This is a genomic window from Bradyrhizobium sp. 141, from assembly GCF_023074055.1.
Lineage (GTDB): Bacteria > Pseudomonadota > Alphaproteobacteria > Rhizobiales > Xanthobacteraceae > Bradyrhizobium.
The window spans coordinates 264,331-285,714 of the sequence record NZ_JADPKR010000082.1 but is presented as its reverse complement, the minus strand read 5'-3'; the positions used below and the strand labels follow the sequence as shown (position 1 = coordinate 285,714).

At 64.4% G+C, this 21,384-nt stretch carries 23 protein-coding genes and 1 pseudogene; 4 read left to right on the top strand and 20 right to left on the bottom strand.

Annotated elements, in window-relative coordinates; all coding sequences use genetic code 11:
• Nucleotides 1-5: 5 nt before the first annotated feature.
• The 20 genes and pseudogenes from IVA81_RS24705 to motA all read right to left on the bottom strand — a co-directional run bounded on the left by IVA81_RS24705 (nt 6) and on the right by motA (nt 16,105).
• Nucleotides 6-698: a hypothetical protein gene (locus IVA81_RS24705; protein WP_247322786.1), complete on the bottom strand. Its 693-nt coding sequence runs from the start codon at nt 696-698 to the stop codon at nt 6-8.
• On the bottom strand, nt 695-2,320 hold the full coding sequence (gene fliF, locus IVA81_RS24700) for a flagellar basal-body MS-ring/collar protein FliF (RefSeq protein ID WP_246928812.1): 1,626 nt from the start codon (nt 2,318-2,320) through the stop codon (nt 695-697). The genes IVA81_RS24705 and fliF overlap by 4 nt, the downstream gene beginning before the upstream one ends.
• 315 nt (nt 2,321-2,635) lie before the next feature.
• Nucleotides 2,636-3,547, bottom strand: a complete 912-nt coding sequence (locus tag IVA81_RS24695; RefSeq protein WP_247322785.1) for a flagellin — start codon at nt 3,545-3,547, stop codon at nt 2,636-2,638.
• Nucleotides 3,548-3,813: 266 nt separating this feature from the next.
• A complete protein-coding gene (locus tag IVA81_RS24690) occupies nt 3,814-4,719 on the bottom strand; it encodes a flagellin (protein ID WP_246928807.1) in 906 nt (301 codons plus the stop codon).
• 240 nt (nt 4,720-4,959) lie between these two features.
• Nucleotides 4,960-5,700: a flagellar type III secretion system pore protein FliP gene (gene fliP / locus IVA81_RS24685; RefSeq protein ID WP_247322781.1), complete on the bottom strand. Its 741-nt coding sequence runs from the start codon at nt 5,698-5,700 to the stop codon at nt 4,960-4,962.
• Nucleotides 5,697-6,138: pseudogene (locus tag IVA81_RS24680) on the bottom strand (flagellar basal body-associated FliL family protein). Before IVA81_RS24680 ends, fliP begins: the two are co-directional and overlap by 4 nt.
• 39 nt (nt 6,139-6,177) lie before the next feature.
• Nucleotides 6,178-6,879 (bottom strand): flagellar basal body L-ring protein FlgH, encoded by a 702-nt coding sequence (gene flgH / locus IVA81_RS24675; protein WP_247322779.1) that lies wholly within the window; start codon nt 6,877-6,879, stop codon nt 6,178-6,180.
• The gene (locus IVA81_RS24670; protein WP_247322778.1) at nt 6,880-7,653 is read right to left on the bottom strand and encodes a MotE family protein; all 774 of its coding nucleotides are present in this window, start codon (nt 7,651-7,653) and stop codon (nt 6,880-6,882) included.
• Nucleotides 7,654-7,720: 67 nt separating this feature from the next.
• Entirely contained in the window at nt 7,721-8,854 is a 1,134-nt protein-coding gene (gene flgI / locus IVA81_RS24665; RefSeq protein WP_247322777.1) for a flagellar basal body P-ring protein FlgI, read from the bottom strand.
• Nucleotides 8,851-9,321 carry a flagellar basal body P-ring formation chaperone FlgA gene (flgA, locus tag IVA81_RS24660; RefSeq protein ID WP_247322775.1) on the bottom strand — a complete coding sequence of 157 codons (471 nt, stop codon included), beginning with the start codon at nt 9,319-9,321 and terminating at the stop codon, nt 8,851-8,853. Before flgA ends, flgI begins: the two co-directional genes overlap by 4 nt.
• A 13-nt stretch (nt 9,322-9,334) precedes the next feature.
• A complete protein-coding gene (flgG, locus tag IVA81_RS24655; protein WP_247322774.1) occupies nt 9,335-10,123 on the bottom strand; it encodes a flagellar basal-body rod protein FlgG in 789 nt (262 codons plus the stop codon).
• An 18-nt stretch (nt 10,124-10,141) separates the two neighbouring features.
• Entirely contained in the window at nt 10,142-10,471 is a 330-nt protein-coding gene (locus tag IVA81_RS24650; protein ID WP_247322772.1) for a flagellar hook-basal body complex protein FliE, read from the bottom strand.
• Nucleotides 10,472-10,473: 2 nt separating this feature from the next.
• Nucleotides 10,474-10,890, bottom strand: coding sequence for a flagellar basal body rod protein FlgC (flgC, locus tag IVA81_RS24645; protein WP_100174722.1), 417 nt, complete (start codon nt 10,888-10,890; stop codon nt 10,474-10,476).
• A gap of 11 nt (nt 10,891-10,901) precedes the next feature.
• Nucleotides 10,902-11,303 (bottom strand): flagellar basal body rod protein FlgB, encoded by a 402-nt coding sequence (gene flgB / locus IVA81_RS24640; protein WP_247322770.1) that lies wholly within the window; start codon nt 11,301-11,303, stop codon nt 10,902-10,904.
• A gap of 64 nt (nt 11,304-11,367) precedes the next feature.
• Nucleotides 11,368-12,453 carry a flagellar biosynthesis protein FlhB gene (gene flhB, locus IVA81_RS24635; protein WP_247322768.1) on the bottom strand — a complete coding sequence of 362 codons (1,086 nt, stop codon included), beginning with the start codon at nt 12,451-12,453 and terminating at the stop codon, nt 11,368-11,370.
• Between the two features lie 13 nt (nt 12,454-12,466).
• Nucleotides 12,467-13,507, bottom strand: coding sequence for a flagellar motor switch protein FliG (locus tag IVA81_RS24630; RefSeq protein ID WP_247322767.1), 1,041 nt, complete (start codon nt 13,505-13,507; stop codon nt 12,467-12,469).
• Between the two features lie 2 nt (nt 13,508-13,509).
• The gene (gene fliN / locus IVA81_RS24625) at nt 13,510-13,899 is read right to left on the bottom strand and encodes a flagellar motor switch protein FliN (RefSeq protein WP_247322765.1); all 390 of its coding nucleotides are present in this window, start codon (nt 13,897-13,899) and stop codon (nt 13,510-13,512) included.
• Nucleotides 13,900-13,975: 76 nt separating this feature from the next.
• Nucleotides 13,976-14,290, bottom strand: a complete 315-nt coding sequence (locus IVA81_RS24620; protein ID WP_247322763.1) for a hypothetical protein — start codon at nt 14,288-14,290, stop codon at nt 13,976-13,978.
• The gene (locus IVA81_RS24615; RefSeq protein ID WP_247322761.1) at nt 14,271-15,212 is read right to left on the bottom strand and encodes a FliM/FliN family flagellar motor switch protein; all 942 of its coding nucleotides are present in this window, start codon (nt 15,210-15,212) and stop codon (nt 14,271-14,273) included. Before IVA81_RS24615 ends, IVA81_RS24620 begins: the two co-directional genes overlap by 20 nt.
• Nucleotides 15,209-16,105, bottom strand: coding sequence for a flagellar motor stator protein MotA (gene motA, locus IVA81_RS24610; RefSeq protein WP_247322759.1), 897 nt, complete (start codon nt 16,103-16,105; stop codon nt 15,209-15,211). The genes IVA81_RS24615 and motA overlap by 4 nt, the downstream gene beginning before the upstream one ends.
• 143 nt (nt 16,106-16,248) lie before the next feature.
• On the opposite strand from motA, the gene IVA81_RS24605 reads away from it, so the two are divergent.
• The 4 genes from IVA81_RS24605 (at nt 16,249) to IVA81_RS24590 (ending at nt 20,556) form a co-directional block, all read left to right on the top strand.
• Complete coding sequence (locus IVA81_RS24605; RefSeq protein ID WP_247322758.1) at nt 16,249-17,034, top strand: DUF1217 domain-containing protein; 786 nt, start codon at nt 16,249-16,251, stop codon at nt 17,032-17,034.
• Between the two features lie 3 nt (nt 17,035-17,037).
• Nucleotides 17,038-17,766 (top strand): flagellar basal-body rod protein FlgF, encoded by a 729-nt coding sequence (gene flgF / locus IVA81_RS24600; protein WP_247322756.1) that lies wholly within the window; start codon nt 17,038-17,040, stop codon nt 17,764-17,766.
• A 42-nt stretch (nt 17,767-17,808) separates the two neighbouring features.
• Entirely contained in the window at nt 17,809-19,134 is a 1,326-nt protein-coding gene (gene fliI / locus IVA81_RS24595) for a flagellar protein export ATPase FliI (RefSeq protein ID WP_247322754.1), read from the top strand.
• Between the two features lie 786 nt (nt 19,135-19,920).
• Nucleotides 19,921-20,556 carry a MarR family transcriptional regulator gene (locus tag IVA81_RS24590; RefSeq protein ID WP_247322752.1) on the top strand — a complete coding sequence of 212 codons (636 nt, stop codon included), beginning with the start codon at nt 19,921-19,923 and terminating at the stop codon, nt 20,554-20,556.
• The last annotated feature ends 828 nt before the right edge of the window (nt 20,557-21,384 follow it).

Here is a 21,384-nt window from a genome sequence, read left to right as displayed (position 1 = left end):
GCGGATTACCGGCGCGCTTCCTTCAGGCGTTCGCTCCAGGCCGAGATCTGCGTCTCGATCACGGTCTGGTCGGCCACGACACGGACCTCCAGCGCCTCGGCGGCCTCGTATTCGATGCCGACTCGCCTGGACGCCTCAAGCTGTGTCTTCACGAGGTCGAGCAGCTCGCTCGGGCCGGTGACCTTGAACGCCGGCACCGACGAGTTGCCGGTCAGCGCCGCGATCTGCTCGACCAGCGATCCGATCGCCTTGTCGCGGACCGCGTCAGCGAGGAACGGCAGCAATATCCGCGCAACGGAGCTTGCGATGTTGGTCTCGATCTCGCGGCAAGCCGCCTCGAAGCCGCTGACGATCGCGACCGCCTGCTGGTCGGACCATTTGGCGCGCTCCTCGCCGAGCCGGATCGCGCTGCGGACGCGCTCCTCGGCAAGCCTGGCATCGCCCTCCGCGACGCCGGCCGCATGGCCGCGCCGGTAAGCATCATCCAGGAGATTGGCCGCCGGGGCTTCCGCCTTCGGCGCCGGAGGCGGCGACTGAGGCAGAGGCTGCGGGTGAGCCTGAAGCTGCGGTTGAGGCTCGCGCACGATCTCCTTCGGCCTTGTCAGCACGTCCTGGATCCTGGGCGGCGGAGGCGGTGGTGCCTTGGCCCGGCCGTTCGCGTCGAACTGCGTCAGGAGCTTTCCGATTGCCGCGTTCATGCCGCCTCCTCGCGTCGCATCCAGTCTTTAAGGATCGCCGCCGCCTGCGTCTGATCGAGCCGGACGATCTGCTCCAGCCGCTTCTGCGGCGTTCGCTGCATCTTGCCTTCGAGGTCTTCGACGAGATTGAGCTCGGGGTCCTGACTCTCGGCCAATGCGAGGGCGGTAGCAGCTTCGAGCTCCGCGGCCTCGGCGGCCTCGACCTGCTCCTGCTCCGCGCGATGGGTCAGAATGCCGTTCACCGCCGGCCGCAATCCGAACCAGACCAGCATTGAAGCAACGGCCAGGATCGTCACCGCGTTGATGACGCTGCCGAGCTGCTTGTTGATCATCTCGACGAAGCTGATCGGGGGCACCGGCGCCAGCTCGCGCGAGCCCTCGATGAAATCGACGGCCGTCACCTGGATCTGGTCGCCGCGCTGCTTGTCCAGTCCGCCGGCCGTCGCCGCGAGCTGGCTGATCTCGGCGAGCTTGCTGTCGACGATGGCCTGGTTGCTCTTGTCACCGAGATCGGCGACCAGCCGCGCGCGATTGACCAGGACGGCGATGAAGAGCTTCTTCACCAAATAGCCGTCGCTTACCGTCGTCGTGGTCTTGGACGAAACCTCGAAATTGGTCACGTCCTCACGGCGGGTCTTGTCCTCGTTGGAGTTCTTGCCGCCGCCGGCGTTCACCTGCTGATCGGGAAGATTCTGCTGCACCGTCGTCGGCGTCGAACGGTCGGCGTTCTGCGAGGATTCCTTCTCGCGCACGTTCCGCACCGAACGCTCGGCACGGCTCTCCGGATCGTAGACGGTCTCGTTGATCTGCCGCTTGTCGGTGGAGAGCTGCGGCGCGACGCTGACCTCGAAATTGTCGAGGCCCAGATACGGCGTCAGCGCCTTGCGGATGTTCTCCTGCACCATGCCGCCGACCGTTTTCTGAAGGCTCGCCATTTTGGTCGGGGCGGCGCTGGCCTCGTCCTCTTCGGCGAGCAGCATCGAGCCGTCGGCGTCCAGCACCGTCACCTTGTCGCGGCTCATGCCTGGAATCGCGGCGGCGACGAGATGACGGATCGACTGCGCCGTGCGCGCTTCGATCGCGCCATCGGTGCGCAACACGACCGAGGCCGAAGGCGGCTGCTGCGTCGCGCGGAACGAGCCGCGCACCGGCATCACGATATGCACCCGCGCCGCCTTGACGCCCTTCATCAATTGTACCGTGCGCGCGATCTCGCCTTCCAGCGCCCGGAGCTTGGTGACCTCCTGCATGAAGGAGGTCAGGCCGAGCGAGCCGATCTTGTCGAACAGCTCGTAGCCGGAATTGGCGCTGGTCGGCAGCCCCTTCTCGGCGAGCAGCATCCGCGCCTGCATGGTCTGGCTCGGCCGCACCGAGAGCGCGTCTCCGGCCGTATTGACGTCGAAGGTGATGTTCTGCTCGCGCAGCGCCGCACCCATGCGCGTCACGTCTTCGCGGGTGAGGCCGGTATAGAGCGTCTCGAATTCAGGCCGGCTCAAATAGTACGCGCCGCCGACGACGGTGACGAGAACGGCAAAGCCGATCAATCCCAAGGCCATCAGGCGTCGCGGCCCAAGCTCCAGCAGATTGTTGAGCAGTTGCTGTACCTGCGCACGACTGAGCATATGACCTCGTACCAATGCGAACGGTGAGGACACTCCGCTGCCAACCTTGTCTGAAGGTTGCGCGAGGACAGGATTGTGTCAGTTCGCAGGCACGGCGTTGCAATTTTACAAGAAGCGGGGGCGACGCGATCGGCTTGCCGTCAACGCGCCGACGACCGGGCGCGCGACAGCGCAGGACAGCGCGCTCGAATGCGGCGCGTCGTATGACGTCTGGCGTCGGGGGGTGATTGCGGGCACGTCTCGTGCCGTCACGTCCGCCGGTCACGGCGGGGACCGTGCTCCCTGAGGGAGCACGGTCGTTTTCGAAGCCGTCGCTTAGCCGCGGAACAGCGACAGTATGCTCTGGCTGTTCTGGTTGGCGATCGAGAGCGCCTGAACGCCGAGCTGCTGCTGGGTCTGCAGCGCCTGGAGCCGGGTCGATTCCGCGTTCATGTCGGCATCGACGAGCTGGCCGATACCGCGATCCACCGAGTCCATCAGCGACTTCACGAATTCCGTGTTGTTCGAGATGCGGTTCTTGATGGCGCCGAGGTTGGCGGCGGACTGGCTGACCGTGTTGATCGCGCCGGTGACCTGAGCGATGTAACCGTCGATCGTGGTCTGGTCGGCCGCCGAGTCGGTCAGCGCACCGATGCTGATGGTGTTGACCGACGCGCTGCCGCTGACCGTGTCCAGGATACCGGTCGTGGTCGAGGTGTAGAGCGAGTAGTTGGCCACCGTCACCGTGATGGTGTTGATCGTGGGCGTGCCGCCGACGCGCGAGAACGACGACACCAGGTTGACCGTCGCCGGGGTGGAGGCGTTGGTGCTCAGCCAGTTCACGCCGTTGAACGTCGCCGCGTTCGCCACGTTCTTCATGTCCTGCTGGATCTGGGTGATTTCAGCCTGGATCTTGGTGCGGTCGATGCCGGCGGTCTTGGCTTCGACCAGCAGCGCCTGGAGCTTGGTCAGGCCGGAGTTCTGGTCACCGATGACCTTGTTCAGAGCGGTGTATTCGGTGTCGACGGTCGCGGCCGACAGACCGAGCGAGTCGGAGACGGCGGAGAGCGCGGCGTTGTCGGCGCGCATCGAGGTCGCGATCGACCAATAGGCAGAGTTGTCCGAAGCGGTCGAGACGCGCTGGCCGGTCGAGATGCGGTTTTCGGTCGTCTGCAGGCTGGCGCTGACATTCCGGAGGGTCTGGAGCGCAGTCATTGCAGCGGAGTTGGTAAGCAGGCTGGAAGCCATCTTTGATGTCCCTTTGAAAGCAGATTGGATTTGGGGACATACCGGGCTTGCACCGGTACGACAGGGCGGCATCATGCCTTTGGGCTGCGGAAATGCGCGTGAACCCAATCCGTCGTAACGGCCAGACTAGCCGGCGAAGCTTGTGCGAGGCTTGTGGCGCAGTAATCCCTCTGCAACAGGGCAACCGGAATCATGCCGGCGGCATCGCGCCAAACGAAAGGGCCGCGCTTCGCGAGAAGCGCGGCCCTCCCGAGATTGTCTCAGACTTAGCGGAACAGCGACAGGATGCTCTGGCTGTTGTTGTTGGCGATCGAGAGCGCCTGAACGCCGAGCTGCTGCTGGACCTGGAGAGCCGCCAGGCGGGTGGACTCCTGGTTCATGTCGGCGTCGACCAGCTGGCCGATACCGCGATCCACCGAGTCCATCAGCGACTTCACGAACTCCGAGTTGTTCGAGATACGGTTCTTGATGGCGCCGAGATTGGCGGCGCCCGAAGACACCGTGCCGATCGCTGCGGTGACCTTCGCGATGTAACCATCGAGAATGGTCTGGTCAGCGGCGGAGTCGGTCAACGCACCGATGTTGAGGCTGTCGACCGACGCGCTGCCGCTCACCGTGTCGAGGATGCCGGTCGTGGTCGAGGTGTAGAGCGAGTAGTTGGCGACGGTCACGGTGATCGAGCTGGTGGTCGGCGTGGAGCCGACGCGCGAGAACGACGACACCAGATTGACGGTCGTCGGCGTGGAGGCGTTGGTGCTCAGCCAATTGACGCCGTTGAAGGTCGCCGCGCTGGCGACGTTCTTCATGTCCTGCTGGATTTGCGTGATTTCCGACTGGATCTTGCTGCGATCGATACCGGCGGTCTTGGCTTCGACCAGCAGCGACTGGAGCTTGGTCAGACCGGAGTTGCTGTCGCCGAGCACCTTGTTCAGAGCGGTGTACTCGGTGTCGACGGTCGCGGCCGACAGACCGAGCGAGTCGGAGACGGCGGAGAGCGCGGCATTGTCGGCGCGCATCGAGGTCGCGATCGACCAGTAGGCGGCGTTGTCCGCGGCCGTGGCCACGCGCTGGCCGGTGGAGATCCGGCTCTGCGTGGTGGAGAGTTGCGAGCTGACAGACCGCAGGGTCTGGAGCGCGGTCATGGCGGACGAGTTCGTGAGCAGGCTTGACATTGCGAATGTCCCTTTATGTACGCGTTACATTTTCATCAGGGGACATACCGGGCTTGCACCGGTACGGAGGGGCGGCATCATGCCTTTGGACTGATCTGTGTGGGGTCCAACCCGCCGTGACGCAGTGCTAGCACGCCGAATCTTGCCGCTGGATTAAGATCGGCTTGAATTCCGCAGCAATATCATATGGTTAATATTACTTTCCGCTAACCATAACCGGCCGGTCGACGATCGCCGCCGTTACGAGAACGAGCGCACCAGTCCGGAGGCGAGCAGATTCCAGCCGTCGATCAGCACGAAGAACAGCATCTTGAACGGCAGCGCGAGGATCGTCGGCGGCATCATCATCATGCCCATCGACATGGTCAGCGTCGCCACGATCATGTCGATCACCAGGAACGGCAGGATGATGAGGAATCCGATCTCGAACGAACGCCTCAGCTCGGAGATCATGAAGGCCGGGATGATGACGCGCAAATCGACGCGCTTGTCGTCGAACTTCTTGCGAAAGCTCTCCGCGGCGAGTGCCTCGAAGGTCTGCAGATCCTTGTCGCGGACATGGGCCAGCATGAACTCGCGGAACGGATCCGTGATCTTCAGATAGGCTTGCTCTTCCGAGATCTCGTTCTTCATCAGCGGCTGGACGCCGGTCTCCCAGGCGCGGTCGAAGGTCGGCGCCATCACGTAGAAGGTCATGAACAGCGCGAGGCTGATCAGCACCAGATTGGCCGGCGTGGTCTGCAGGCCGAGACCGGCGCGGAGGAACGACAGCGCCACCGCAAATCGCGTGAAGCTCGTCACCATGATGAGCAGTCCCGGCGCCACCGACAGCACCGTGATCAGGGCCATCAGCTGGATGATCCGGCCGCTGGTCGAGCCGTTTCCGGGCGGCAGCAGCGAGTTGAGGTCCGGAATCTGGGCGAGCGCCACCTCGGGCAGCACCACCAGGATCAACGCGAGCAGCAGGACTTTCACTCTCACTGGATCACCAACGTCTCAATGATCAATTCGCGAACCTTGCCGGACGAGCGGATGTTGGCGCGCTCGGTCAGGTCGTCGCGCAGATGCTGGAGCCCGCGCGATCCCTCGAACTGCGCGACCGAGGCGGCGCAAGTAGGTGACGATGTCCTCGCTGATGTGCGCGGCCAGGATGCCGGCCTCCTCGTCGTTCATGCTCTCGGTCACCATGGAAGCCTCGATGCGGGCCCAGTTGTTGGCCGGCGCGGCGAGATTGGTCACAATCGGGGACAATTTCCTGAGCCGCGCGCTGCCGGCGTAGCTCGACGCAAGCGGCGGCGGGGTCGCGCTCTTCTTCGCGTCGGCGGCGCGCTCGGCGGCCGCAAACAGATGCAGGCCGGCCAGCGCGCCCGCGCCGATCGCGACAAGGGTCAGCACCACGATGGCCGCAATCAGGCGCATGACGTCCCCTGCCCTCGCGCGGCCTCGCCGGCGCAGATCTCAGAATGGTGCCACGGCATCATAGATCCGATGTCCCCATCCAGGCTGCTGCACGTCGGACAGATTCCCGCGACCGCCATAGGACACGCGCGCCTCGGCGATCTTCTCGTAGGAAATCGTGTTGGTGCGCGAGATGTCGCGCGGGCGCACGATGCCGCCGACGTTGAGCACGCGCATCTCGGTGTTGACGCGAAATTCCTGCGAGCCGCTGATCATCATATTGCCGTTCGGCAACACGTCGGTGACGATGGCGGCGATCGAGAGCTTGATATCTTCGGTGCGGTCGATCTGGCCGTTGCCCTTGATCTGGGTGTTGGTGCTGAGATTGGCGTTGGCCGAGCCCGTGTCTTTCCACCCTGCAACGTCCATCAGCCAGTCCAGCCCGAACTTGACCTGTGAATCGCGCGAGCGGCCGGTCTTGTTGTCGAGCTTGGCCTTGTCCTGCATCGAGATGATCACCGTCACGACGTCGCCGGTGCGCCGGGCGCGAGGATCGCGGTAGAGATCGGTGCCGTCGTCCCAGGTCGAGCGATAGCTGACCGGCGTGCGCATGCGCGGCGTCACCGGGATCGGATCGGCCTGGGTCCGCAAGCCGCTACCGACCGGCGACATTTGCGGGCCGGTCAGGACTTCGGCCGGATCATGGAAGCAACCGGCCAGAAGCACGGAGGCCAGCGGGAGGATGAGGATCGGCTTCTTCATCTATTTGGTCTTTCCGTCATCCACGCGGCGCATTCCGCCCAAGAGGTCGGCGAGGTGAGCCGCGCGGGCCGTATCCATCTCGTTGAAGATTGCGCTTGAGCTCCTCGGGCTGAGCTTGGCGAGCACGGCGGCGGCGGTCTCGTCGGCCATGCCGGCAATCTGGGTCGCCGCAGCGTCGGGCTTCATGCGCGAATAGATCTCGACAACGCTCGCTTCGGCCTTCTTCAGGAAGTCGTCGCGCAGCGCCATCCACCTTTCATATTCGGCGCGCTTGGCCTCGACCTCCGCGATCCGCTCGCGGAGCAGGCTCTCGGCCTTTTCCAGCTCCTTGAGCTGCCAGGCCAGCCTCGCATCGACGGCGGGATCGGCAACGTTGCTGCAGAACAGGGCGACTTCGTTATCGGCGGTCGCCGCGGCCTGCGGCGGCGCAGGCTTCGGCGGCACCGTGACGCTGCCGGGCTTGGCCGGACGTACCGGTGCTGGTGCGGGCGCAGCCGCTGGCGCAGGCGTCTCGGAAGCGGGCACCGCGCCGGTGATCGCGGGTCCCGAATCTTCGGCGACCCACGCCGTCGCCCGGATCGATGCATTGTCGCCTGGTATCGCCGTGACCGGCTGCGGCTTCTGCGGTCCGGATGCGCGGGCGCGCGCGAAGGAGAGCAGGTTGAGCGGCTTCGACGACTTGGCTTCGTCCAGCGCCAGCACGGGCGAGGCGCTCGCGAGCACTGATGCCGCGACCAGCAGGAGGAATTTGGCTTTGTGATCCAGCTTCAGCATCGGGCCGCGTGCGATTCTCGGTCGAGACCTGAGCATTGAGCGACCAAGCTTGCACGACGCTTATGCATCATTGCACGATGACATCGGCCTGGAGCGCGCCAGCCGTCTTGATCGCCTGAAGGATCGCGATGATGCCCGACGGTTTCAGGCCGATCTGGTTCAGCCCGCGCACCAGGCGCTGGAGATCGACCCCGCTGAGGATCGCCACCTGCGCTCCGGCCTCGTTGGCCTCGACCACGGTCTGCGGGACGACCACCGTTTGGCCCCCCCGCGAGAACGGCGCCGGCTGCGACACCACGGGCATCTCCGTGACACGGACCGTCAGATTGCCGTGCGTCACCGCAACGGTCGATATCCGCACGTCGCGCCCGATCACCACCGTGCCGGTGCGCTCGTTGATCACCACCCGTGCCGGCGTGTCCGGCTCGACCGTCAGCTCGCCGATCTCGGCAAGGAATCGGACCGGGCCGATGTGGCGCGGCTTCGACAGCACGATGGTGCGGAAGTCCCGCTCGAAGGCGATCTGCGCGCGGTAGCGTCCGCCGGCGTAGCGGTTGATGGCGTCGAGGATGCGCGTTGCCGTGACGAAATCGGGGTTTTTCAGCTCCAACACCAGGAACTCCATCTCATGGAGACTTCCCTGCACCTCGCGCTCGACCAGCGCGCCGTTCGGGATGCGCCCCGCCGTCGGCGTACCCTGGCTGACGTTCTGCGCCTGGCCTCCGACGCTGAAACCGGCGACCGTTACCGCGCCCTGTGCCACTGCATAGACCGCGCCGTCCGCCGCGCGCAGCGACGTCATGACAAGCGTGCCGCCGAGTAGCGAGGTCGCATCGCCCAGGGACGACACGGTGACGTCCATGCGCTCGCCGGGCCCGATCGAGGGCGCAAGGTCCGCCGTCACCATCACGGCCGCGACGTTGCGCGTGCGCAGCGTCGTCGGACGCGTGGGATTGTTGGTGCTCGTGGTCTCGTTCCTGACATTGATGCCCATGTTCTCGAGCATCGATTGCAGGGACTGCTCCGTGAACGGAGCGTTGCGAAGCGTGTCACCGGTGCCGTTCAGGCCGATGACGAGGCCGTAACCGACGATCTGGTTTTCGCGGAGGCCCTTGATGTCCGCAATGTCCTTGATGCGGACAGCGGCATGGGCGCTGGCGGCCGAAAGCAGCAGGACGAGCGCAAGCAGGACTCTGGTCATGACCCGTCCACGACCTTGACGGTGCCGTCCGGCTGGACGATGCCCCTGATGATCACCCCGGTATCGGTATTGCGCACCGGGATGAGCGCGCCGGCTGCACCCGACTGCATCGCCGCGCCGTAAGTGACGATCGACAGGCCGCTGTCTTCCACCACGACCTTGACCTGGGCGCCGCGGGCGACGGTCCAGGGGTCTTCCACCGAGTTGGTTGGAATGGGCTGGCCCGGCAACAGCGCGCGCCGCGCCATGCGGCCGACCAGGACCTGGCGTCCTTCGATGAACATGGCAACGCCGAGCAGGCTCGGCGCAAAGGCGCGCTCGGTGATCATGTCGTCCCGGATCAGCTCGCCGGCGCGGATCGAAACCGCCGGCACGGGAAGCCGCTTCTCCTCGGCCGCGGCAAGGCGCGCCGAAGCCAGAATCAGCAGCACGGCGGCCAACCCGCGCATGATCACCCTGTTCAACATCGAGACACCGGAACTAGCGCATGCCCTTCGAGACCGTCTGGGCCATTTCGTCCGAGGCCTGGATGACCTTGGCATTCATTTCGTAGGCACGCTGCGCCGAGATCAACTCGGTGATTTCCTTCACCGGGTCGACGTTCGAGGCTTCGAGATATTTCTGGTTGATCTTGCCGTAGCCGGCGTCGCCCGGCAGGCCGACGACCGGCGTGCCGGACGCCGTGGTCTCCTTGTAGAGATTGCTGCCGAGCGGCTCGAGGCCCGCTTCGTTGGCGAAATTGGCGAGGTTGAGCTGGCCGATCTGCCGTGGGTTCACTTCCGTGTCGAGCTTGGCGAACACCTGGCCGGTCTGGTTGACCGTGACCTCGACGGTTCCCTGCGGCACCGTGATCGCCGGATCCAGCAGATAGCCGTCGATCGTGACGAGCTGGCCGTTGGCATTGGTGTTGAACGAACCGGCGCGGGTGTATTGCACCTCGTTGTTCGGGCCGAGCACCTGAAACCAGCCCCGGCCGTTGATCGCCATGTCGTAGGGATTGCCGGTTTGCGTCAGCGCGCCCTGGATGTGCAGCTTGCGGATCGCCGCAGACTTGACGCCGAGACCGAGATTGGCGCCTTCCGGCACCGGCGAGGACCCGTTGACATTCGCCACGCCCTGCATGCGGTCCATCTGGTAGAACAGATCGGTGAACTCCGCACGCGCCCTCTTGTACGACGTCGAGTTGATGTTGGCGATGTTGTTCGCGATGACTTCGATGTTGGTCTGCTGGGCGTTCATGCCCGTGGCCGCAATGGCGAGCGATTTCACTTGCGTTACTCCTTCAGATCAAATCGACATCCGAACGACTTCCTGGTAGGCCTGCACGACCTTGTCGCGGACCGCGACCGCCGTCTGCAGAGCCTGCTCGGCCGACATCAGCGCCTCCACGACGCGCCGCGTCGATTCCTTGCCCTGCATCGCCGAGATCGACGCCGCTTCGCCCGCCTTCAGCGTCCCGATCGCGTCGGTCGTCACCTGCTTCATCACCGATTCAAAGCCGACATCGTCGGACGGCTGGATCGCGGTCGGCGCCGCGGGCGCGATGGCCTGCGTCTCGGTCGCGCGGCTCGCCGCCTGTCCTGCGGAGATCGCCGTGGATGAAATCGCCTCAAGCATTGTCAGCTCCTTAAGAGGTCGATGGTCATGCCGAGCATCGACCTGACCTGTTTCACGACCTGGAGATTGGCTTCATAGGACCGGTTGACTTCGCGCATGTCGGCCATCTCGATCATCATGTTGACGTTCGGCAGCTTGACGTAGCCGGCCTTGTCGGCGGCGGGATGTCCGGGATCGTACTCGACGCGGTACGGCGTGGTATCGACTCCGATCTCCTTGACCTTCGCGAGCTGCGAACCCGAGGCGCGGTCCATCGCGGCATCGAAGGTGATCGTCTTGCGCTGATAGGGATCGGCGCCGGCGGTGCGCCCCGTCGAGGTCGCGTTCGCGAGATTCTCCGAGACGATGCGCATGCGCGTCGATTGCGCTTCGAGCCCGGAGCTCGCAACCGTCAGAGAGGCGCTTAGTGAGTCCAGCATGTCAGTTCACCTCAGGCCTTGGCACCGGCCAGGACCATGCGGTGGAACGACCGCACGATCGCCGAGTTCATCGAATAGTCGCGACTGACGTCGCTACCCTTGATCATTTCCTGCTCGAGGCTGACGGAGTTGCCGGAGTGAACCACTTCCCAGCTGTCCTTCTTCGCGGTCGCGCGCGTGTCGGTCTCGGTCGCGGCCAACTGCAGGTGCGAGGGCGATGTCGTGGCAAGCCTCACCGGCATGCCGTCGAGCACCTTGTTGAAGGGCTCGACGTCGCGCGCCCTGAAGCCGGGCGTGTTGGCGTTGGCGACGTTGGTGGCGATGGTCGACTGGCGGAGCTCGAGATAGCGCGCCTGCGACGATGCGAGTTCGAAGAGATAAAGCGGTCCCACGACAGCCCCGTTCTGGTCCATTCGGGAGAAGCCTAGGGCGTTAAGCTTTCGTCAAGCTGTTGGGCCGGACGTCGTGCTCGGAATTCTACTGGACCTTCTCGGTGCGCGGCGCCTGTTTCGACTGGAGGAAGTAGATGATCTCGGCGACGGGGCGGAAGAACTCCGCCGGAATCACCTGATCGACCTGGACCGCCTCGTAGAGTGCGCGCGCCAACGCCTTGTTCTCGATGACGGGGATCCGGTTCTGCTCGGCGACCTCGCGGATCTTCAGCGCGATCACGTCCATGCCTTTGGCCACCACGAGCGGCGCGGGGTTTTCCTCGCGATTGTAACGCAGCGCGATCGCGAAATGCGTCGGGTTCGCGATCACCAGCGTCGCGCGCGATGCGGACGCGATCATCCGCTGCCGCGAGCGGTCGCGCGCCAGCGAGCGCAGGCGCGCCTTGATCAGCGGATCGCCCTCGGCCTGCTTGTGCTCGTCCTTGATCTCCTGCTTGGTCATGCGCAGCTCGCGCCGCCAGTGGAAGCGTGCCCAGGCGAGATCGATCGCCACCAGGACGATGGTCGCGATGCAGATCGCGGAGACGATTCGCATCGCAATGTTGAGAATCATCTCCGGCAGCGCAACCGGATCGGTGTACATCGCCTCGAACGCCTTCGCCTCCGATGTGCGCAGCACGAAGACGACCACGGAGGTCACTGCGGCGAGCTTGAACAGCGACTTGGCGAACTCGACCAGCCCTTGCGTTCCGAAGAGCCGGCTCCAGCCGCCGATCGGAGAGATTCGCGACAGGTCCGGCGTGATCCGCTGAAGCACCAGGCGCGGCGCATTTTGCAGCAGCGAGGCGGCGAGCCCGAATACCGAGAGGATGACGACCAGCGGCACCAGGAAACGCAGCGCCTGGAGGCCGACCACGGTGAGCAGGTTCTGCGCGTCTGCGCCGGTCGAGAGCGGGAAGCCTCCGGGATCGTCCAGCAGGCTCGTCAACGTCGGCGTCAATTGCTGCACGCCCTGACCGATCAGGAACGCCTGAATGACCAGCAGCGCGGCCATCGAGGCGAAAATAGAGGCCTCCCGAGAGACCGGGATCTTGCCCTGTTCGAGCGCATCACGGACTTTCTTCTCGGTCGGCTCTTCTGTCTTGCTGTCCTGATCGGATGATTCTGCCATGCCCGTTCAGCGGTCAGCGGAAGACCAGCTCATCCTCCTGCTCGGGGTTGAGTTCGATTTCGCCCTTCTCCGCGAGCTCGAGCGCGAGATCGGTGATAACGCGTCGCGCCTCCAGCACGTCGCGCTGGTTCGAAGGCTCGCCGATCGCGAGCTCGTGCTCGACGACGCGGCGGACGCGTGAGGCGACCGAGGACAGGATCAGCTCGCGGAAATGCTTGTCGGTCCCCTTCAGCGCGATGACGATGCGATCGGTCGGCACCTGGTCGAAGATCATGGTGCGCGCCTTCGGCGTCAGGTTGGTCACGTCGTCGAAGGTGAACAGCAGCTCCTTCAGCACTTCGGCCGACTTCGGCCGCTTCTCCGACAGGCTCTTCAGCATGTCCTCGATGTGGCCGCGCTCCATCTTGTTGATGATATCCGCGACGCGGGCGTAGGTGTCGGCACCGAGATTGCGGGCGAAATTGAGCGTCAGGTCCTCGTGCAGCGTCTTCTCGAGAACCTTCATCGCGTCGTCGACGATCGGCTTGAGGCTCAGCACGCGCCGCATCAATTCATTACGCAGGCTCGAGGGTAGCTGACTCATCACCTTGGCGGCGCAAGACGGCTTGACCTTGGACAGAATCAGCGCCGCGGTCTGTGGATGCTCCTTGGAGAGGTAGGTCGCCAGCGAATTTTCCGACACCGACGAGACGCGATCCCACACCGACCTGCTCGAATTGCCGAGCAGGTCCGACATGATCGCCGTCACCTGGTCGGCGGGAAGCACATCGCCAAGCACGGCTTCGAGGCCACCGAGAGTCCCCAGAATGTTCGCGCCCATCGAGAATTGCTGGGCGAACTCCTCGACGATGGCTTCGAGCTCCTGCGCCGTGATCGGCCGCAGCTCGGCCGCGGCCTTGGTGACGATGCGAATGTCCTGCGGCTCGAATTGCGCGAGCACGCTCGCGGCCGCCTGCCGGCCCATGGCCAGCAGAAGTGCCGCGACCTTCTCCGTTCCGCCCAACGTGGCAACGCCTCGCTGCTTGATGGGGGCGATGCCGACCTGTGCCGCCATGGTCAGCTATCACCCTGCCCCAACGGTCCGACGATCTCCGTGAGCGAGACGCCGAAGCGGGAATTGTCCTCTTCGACGACGACCACCTCACCGCGGGCGACGATGCGGCCGTTGACAACGACGTCGACGGGCTCGCCGACCCGGTGATCGAGCGGAACCACGGCGCCGCGGCCGAGCTTCATCAGGTTCGCCACCGGAATGGTCGCCGACCCCAGCACCACCTGCATGGTGACGGGAATGCGCAGGATGGCATCGACATTGGCGAACTTGCCGCTCTCCTCCGCCGTGCGTGCTGCAATCTCTGCCAGCCGCTCCAGCGGAGAGGTCTCGGTATGGCCCTCGTCGGAGGCCGGGGCTCGCGCCGCAGATTCATAGTCGAAGGATTGCGCCATCTGGTATCGCCTCTTGGTATTTCCGCTCCCGGAGCGTCGTGACGTTCCGATCGTATTGGTTTCGCCAGTTTCGGCTTCAGTGCTTGTTGACCTCAGTGCCGCCTGCCGTCGCGGCCGGTCCGAGCCCACTGCGGGCATCGAGCGCCGCGATCGCCTCGTGGGCCTGATCGATCTTGGTGCTCAGCACGTTGGCGAGCCGTCCGAGATTGGCGGTGGAATCATGAGCCGCGGTGATGACCGTGTCGAAGGCGCCCGCCGTCTCGTGGACGACGGTCGAGAATTCGCCCTGGTAGCTGCGCAGCCGCGCCAGCTCGCGGTGCATCCGGGTCACCCGCATGCTGGTGAAGGCCAATGCAATCAGCAACACGGCATCAACGAGATAGGATATCATCGACGAACTCCCGTTTCTGATCGACGGGATCGGCCACCTGCATGGCGTAATAGCCATCAAGCTGGCCGATCTGACACCAGAACAGCACCTGATTGTTGCTCTCGAGGCGTGCCAGCGTGCGCGGCGTGGCCTCCAGCTCCAGCACCTGCCCCACCTTGAATTTCACGACGTCCTCGAGCGAAATCATCTTCTCGTCGAGCACCGCGCTCAGCGTCACTTCGGTGCGGTGAACCTCGCTCTCCATCTGCTCGCGCCAGCGCGGATCGGAAGCGCGACCGTCGCTGACGACGACATGAGCGAGCTTCTGCCGGAGCGGATTGAGCGCGGAGTGCGGAATGATGAGGAACATCTGGCCGCCGCGGTAGAGCGCCTGCACCATCATGTTCGCGCAGATCGACATGTTGCTGGCGCGCCCGATCGCCAGCGACGCCATCGCCGTCTCGACCCGCTCCACGCGGAAGGTGACGTTGGACGTGCCGGCGAAGGCGCCCTGCAGCGCCTTGGCGAACCGCTCGAACAGCGCCTGGACCAGCCGGATCTCGATGTTCGAGAAAGTGCGTTCGACATCGAGCGGCGGTTCCGCGCCGTCGGATCCGAACATTGCCTCGACCATCGTAAACACGAAGTCGCGGTCCAGCACGATGATGACGCGCGAATCCCACTGCTCGGCATAGAGCACCGCAGCCACCGCGTTGCCCTCGTAGTCCTTGATAATGTCGCCGAGAGGATCGTTGGTGATGCCATTGACCGAGAAATAGCAGGGCGTTCCCGCCATCGGCTGCAGGCTGTCGGTACATGATGCCGCCATGCGATCGAAGATCACATTGAGCATCGGCATGCGTTCGATCGATATGCCGGCGGCGTCCAGCAAATAGTTCGGTAGCTGCTTGCGCTGATCGACTTCGACGTCTTCCATCATCATGCGCGGGCAGCCTTGGGTTCGGGCTCGGTGACGACGGCCTTGGGACCTGCGATCGTCTCGTTCTCGACGACGTCGATCGACGGCCGCTCGCTGCTCGCGATCATCTTGCGGCCGTGCTCGACGGCGATCTGCGGCATGGCGCCATTCATGAATGCCAGCAGCGTCTGCTTGACGATGATGTAGGGCCGGCACTTCTTCTCGCGCGTCATCTTGATCTTGATCGCGAAGGGCGAAAGGACGCCATAGGACAGGAAGATGCCGGCGAAGGTGCCGACCAGGGCCGCACCGATGAAGCCGCCCAGCAGCTTCGGCGACTGGTCGAGCGCGCCCATCGCCTTGATGACGCCGAGCACGGCGGCGACGATGCCGAGCGCCGGCAGCGCCTCGGACACCGTCACCAGCGCATGATAGGGCGACAGCTTGCTCTTCACGATGGTGTGGATCTCCTCGTCCATCAAGGCCTCGATCTCGTGCGTGCGCGCATTGCCCATGATGATGAGGCGCACATAGTCGCAGATGAACTGGAGCAGCGAGGGATCGCCGAGCACGCTCGGAAACGCCTTGAAGATCTCGGAGGACGAGGGATCGTCGATATGCGCTTCCACCTCGTTGCGGCCCTTGCCCCTGAGCTCGCGCATCAGGGCATGGAGCGCCCCGAGCAGGTCGAGATAGTAGCGCTCACTCGGCACCGCGCCGGTGATGGCTTGCATGCAGGCCACCCCGGTGTCCACGACCGTCTTCCACGGATTGGCCACGAGGAAGGTGCCGACCGCGGTCCCCATGATGATCACGAACTCCCAGGGCTGCATGAGCACGGCCAGATGCCCGCCCATGGCGGCAAATCCGCCGAGCAGCGCCGCCACCGTGATGAAAATCCCCACGAAACTGCCCAACGCGCCGCTCCATCGCCGATCCCATCGGGAATATCTAGTCGGCGAGCCTTGCGCGAAGCTGGCTTCCCGCATCGCCAGCCTCGCGCAAGCAATTGGCGGCAGCTTGGGACAGCGTCGCAACAGCGGCCAGAGGGGCGCGTGTCATGCTATCCACCATCGCGGACTACACCAGACTGACCAAGGACATGGGCAAGTCGCTGACCCAGGTCGCGACACAGCCGGATGTCAGCCGCGAGACCGATTACTTCCTGAGCCATATCGGCAACGTGAAGACGATCGACGACTTCCTGAAGGACTATCGCCTCTACTCCTACGCGATGAAGGCCTTTGGCCTCAGCGACATGACCTATGCCAAGGCGTTCATGCGCAAGGTGCTGACCGAGGGTGTCGCGAACAAGCACACCTTCGCCAACAAGCTGACCGACACCCGCTACCGGGAATTCGCCACCGCTTTCAATTTCGCCGCCCTCGGCAGCAATGCGACGAAGACCACCCAGGCCACGACCGGGACGGCGACCCACTATGTCACGCAGACGATGGAGCAAAAGGCCGGCGACCAGAACGAGGGCCTGCGGCTGGCGCTCTATTTCACCCGCAAGGCGTCCACGATCACGACCGCCTACCAGGTCCTCGCGGACAAGGCGCTGACGCAGGTGGTTCAGACCGCGCTCGGCCTGCCCTCGACGATCAGCGCGGCCGACATCGACGCCCAGGCCAAGATGATCACGAACAGGGTCAAGCTCACCGATTTCCAGGACCCGGCCAAGGTCACCAAATTCGTGCAGCGCTTTGCGGCGATGTGGGATGCGACCCAGGCCCAGAGCGACAGCTCGACCAATCCCGCGCTCGTCCTGATCGGGGGCGCATCCTCGGCCAGCTTGGATATCGACATGCTCTCGAAACTTCAGTCCCTCCGGCTCGGAAAGTAGCTCATGCAATCGGCCCTCTATGTGGGATTGTCGGCTCAGGTCGCCCTCGAAAAGCGACTCCAGACGATCGCCAACAACGTCGCCAACGTCAACACCGCGGCGTTCCGCACCGACGTGGTGAAGTTCGAAACCGTGCTGTCCAAGGCTGGAGCGAACCCGGTCGCCTTCTCCTCGCCCGGCGACAACATCATCTCGCGCGAGGTCGGCAACATCACCGAGAGCGGCAACCCGCTCGACGTCGCCGTGGTCGGCCAGGGCTGGATCGCTTTCGCCGGCCCGAACGGCACGGTCTATACCCGTGACGGCCGGCTCCAGATCGCCCCCAACGGCGATCTTCAGACCGTGAGCGGCTTCCCCGTCGTCGATTCCGGCGGCGCGCAGATCACGCTGGACCCGAACGGCGGACCGATCTCGGTTTCGCGCAGCGGCGCGATCACCCAGGACAACAACGAGATCGGCACCATCGGCCTGTTTAACATCCCCACTGATGCCAATCTCGAGCGCTACGGCAATTCCGGCGTGACGCCGGACCGGCCTGCGACCGCCATCGCCGATTTCTCCCGTGACGGCTTCAAGCAAGGCTATGTCGAAGGCTCCGGCGCCAACCCGATGATGGAATTGACCAAGCTGATCGCGGCCTCGCGCGCCTTCGACGGCACCAATTCGATGATCGAGGGCACCGAGAGCTTGCTGCAGAATGCAATCCGCACGCTGGGCGAGCCCGGCAAGTAGACCGCGCCTCGCGCGCATTGAAATTGAGGTTGGACTGATACCTTGAACGCTCTTCGGCAACTCGAGTGGGCGCTGCTGGAGCTTCAGCAGAGCACTCCCCTGGCAAGCGTCAGCGGCGCGATCTCCGAGATCGCGCCGACGCATTTCCGTGTCTCCGGCCTGTCCCGCTTCGTCAGGCTCGGCGAGCTCATCGGCGTCAATTCGGCAGGCAAGCCCCAGATCGGCGAGGTGGTGCGGATCGACAGCGAGGGCATCGTTGCCAAGCCGTTCGACCGGCAATTTGCCGGCGGCCTCGGCTCGGTCGCCTACCGGATGCCGCCCTTGTCCTTTGCCCCCGATCCGAGCTGGAAGGGCCGCGTCATCAACGCCCTCGGCGCGCCGCTGGATGGACTCGGCCCGCTCACCCCGGGCCCCAAGGCGGTCTCGGCTGAGGCCGAGGCGCCGTCGGCCATGAAGCGCGCACGCGTGCACAAGCCGCTGCGCACCGGCGTGCGCGTCATCGATTTGTTCGCGCCGATCTGCGCCGGCCAGCGCGTCGGCATCTTTGCCGGCTCCGGCGTCGGCAAATCGACGCTGCTTGCGATGCTCGCGCGCAGCCAGGGCTTCGACACCGTCGTGCTGGCCCTGGTCGGCGAGCGCGGCCGTGAGGTGCGCGAGTTCATCGAGGACGTGCTGGGCAACGATCGTCAGCGTGCCGTCACCATCGTGTCGACGGGAGACGAAAGCCCGATGATGCGGCGCCTGGCGCCGAAGACGGCCATGGCGGTCGCCGAATATTTCCGCGACCGGGGCGAATCGGTCCTGCTGATGGTCGATTCGATCACCCGTTTCGCCCACGCCGCCCGCGAGGTCGCGCTCGCCGCCGGCGAGCCGGCGGTGGCGCGCGGCTACGCGCCGACGGTCTTCACCGACCTGCCGCGCCTGTTGGAACGCGCGGGCCCCGGCGAGGAAGGCACCGGCACGATCACCGGGATCTTCTCCGTGCTGGTCGACGGCGACGATCACAACGAGCCGATCGCCGACACCATCCGCAGCACGCTCGACGGACACATCGTGCTCTCCAGGCACATCGCCGACCAGGCGCGCTATCCGGCCGTCGACGTTCTGGCCTCGGTCTCCCGCCTCGCCCACAACGTCTGGGACCCCGAGGAGCGCGAATTGGTGAGCAAGCTGCGCGCCATGATCGCCAAATACGAGGACACGCGCGACCTTCGCCTGATGGGCGGGTATCAGTCCGGGCGTGATTCGGGCCTCGACCAGGCGGTCGACATGGTTCCGAGAATCTACGGCGCGATGCGGCAAGATACTTCGGCTCCCCCGAGCGCCGATCCGTTCCGCGAGCTCCGGGACATGCTCAGGGGCGACTAGCAAGGGGCCGCGACCGCGCATGACATGCGCGCGCCTTCCCGTTCCTCGCCGGCTTTTCGTCGTGCGCGCCTCCACCATTCGGGTGAGAGGAACGGGCTGCCGCGCCGGAAAGCGACCGAATGGGCGATTCTGCGAGCGCGATGTCAACAACCGGCGCGTGCAATTCCTGTGAGTTCCCTTATGGATTCTCGATACCACGCACAAGTTGTGGATGACGTGTCGATACTCATCGTCGTGATGCACAAGCTTCGATCAATTTGCGTCGAACACAGACAGCAAGATGACTTGCAATCAAAGCGTCGCAGAGTTGAGTGCATGTTGTTCGCCCGACAACGTATTGCGTTCACTATCATGTGTCCTGAAGAGCAAGATTGTCTTGAACGTTACATTCGCTTGCGACGACATCTGGGGCTCGCGCGGGTCTGTACTTGATTTTGTTGAGAAGCTCATTCATCGTTTCGGCGGAAGATAAGAAACGTCTGCGTGTGACTTGAACTCAGGGGCTTCGGTTGAACTATTCCCGTCCATCGTCTGCTGGCGACGGCAACTCGGGCACCCGCGCGACGACGCTGTTGGTATGCCAACGACGCAGTTTCTCACTCCGGAGCACGCGACGCCAATCGGTCCAGATCGGGCGTGCTGCAATTCGTTCCTTCGAGCGAGAGCTCGACACGACATGCTCGCCGGACAGCTGCAACCGTTCGATGTCTTTCGATGGATTCCCGGGCCAGGGCGGACAGCGGCTTCAGGGCGCCGCAGACCAAGTTCCGGGGACGAGGTAGATTCATGCCATTGGCGCGAGAAGCCGTCGAGCTGCTGGTTCAGGCGGCGAGGGCTTGGTATTTCGAGGGCAATCAGCATGGACTGCGCGATCGCGAATGGATGGCGCTGCGTTTTCTCGGCCGCGCGAACAGGTTTTCGCGCACGCCGTCCGCGCTCGCGGGCTTCATCGGCGCGACCAGAGCGACTGCATCGCAGATCGTGAAGACGCTGGAGAGCAGGTCGTTCCTGGTGCGGAAGCCGTCGCATGAGGACAAGCGTTCCGTCGTCCTGCACGTCACCGCCCAGGGCGAGAAATGCTTGAGCCAGCACGACCCGATCAATCACGTGGTGAATGCGGTCACGGCGCTTGGGAGCGACGAATGCGTCAGGCTGCGCGACTCGCTCCGCGAGGTCCTCAATCACCTCGACGCAGCTCATCAGCGGCTTGATGCCAGCGTCTGCCGGGACTGCATGTTTCTCGCCGAGCGCGGTCCAGGCACTGGCAAGGGACGCGCAAGCGCCGAGTTCATGTGCCGGTTGTATCGCGCTCCTGTCTCGCTCGATGAGACGGAACTTCTGTGCACCAGTTTCGAGCGCACCCGCGATCGCCCGAAGATCGAAGAGCATCTCGACCGCGCGCGGATAGCGAGCCAGGGCTGACGCGCGGAATTCCCGGGCGGAGTCTGCGCATAGCTTCGCAGTCGCGCCTGTCTGTAAATATCGCACGCGGTCCTCTCGCGTCCCGGACAAGCTGCAACGCGCGAGCGAAGCGACTTGTCCGCCGAAGCCTCGGCGAAGGCGGAAGCAATCCTGAGTCTTTCCCCGGAGGTAGTCTGGATTGCTTCGCTCCTCGCAATGACGGAGCAAGGGGCAGGATCGCGATACTCCAGTCCACATCCCGGCTGCGATGCCGTAGGGTGGGCAAAGGCGCATAGCGCCGTGCCCACGACCTTTCAGATGCGGCGATAGACGCGTGGGCACGCTGCGCTTTGCCCACCCTACGAGATCGGGTTTGTGGCAGGCAGATCGAATCGCAGACACGCCTTCGCAGCCTCGCGACTTAATTCGCCCGAGCTTTGCTTCGTCTCGCGTCCCTCAAAGCCAAGAGGGCGCAGGGAAGGCCGGGTGCCAGCTCGCACCCGCGGTCCGCTGCGCGAAATGCACACGCAGAAAGAACCGCACAGCAGCATACAGGTGGTGCCGAACACTCGGCCTTCCCTGCGCGATGGTCGGACGGCTTATGCCGTGCTCTCCCGGGAGCCGAACTTTCCTTCTGGCCTCCCTCGCCCCGCGAATTGGATGATGCAGTCTGCCCGGTTGGGCTCGCTCGCATCTTCGCAAGACTTGACCGTAGCAACGACGGCCAGGACCACACGGTTTTGCCGTACGCACGGCCCGCCATTTCGCCGCAGTTTTTCCAGCCCTGTCGACGGAGCTACGAAACTTACAGGCGAGACGAACCTAGCAGCGCCGCTCGTCCGCACGCGG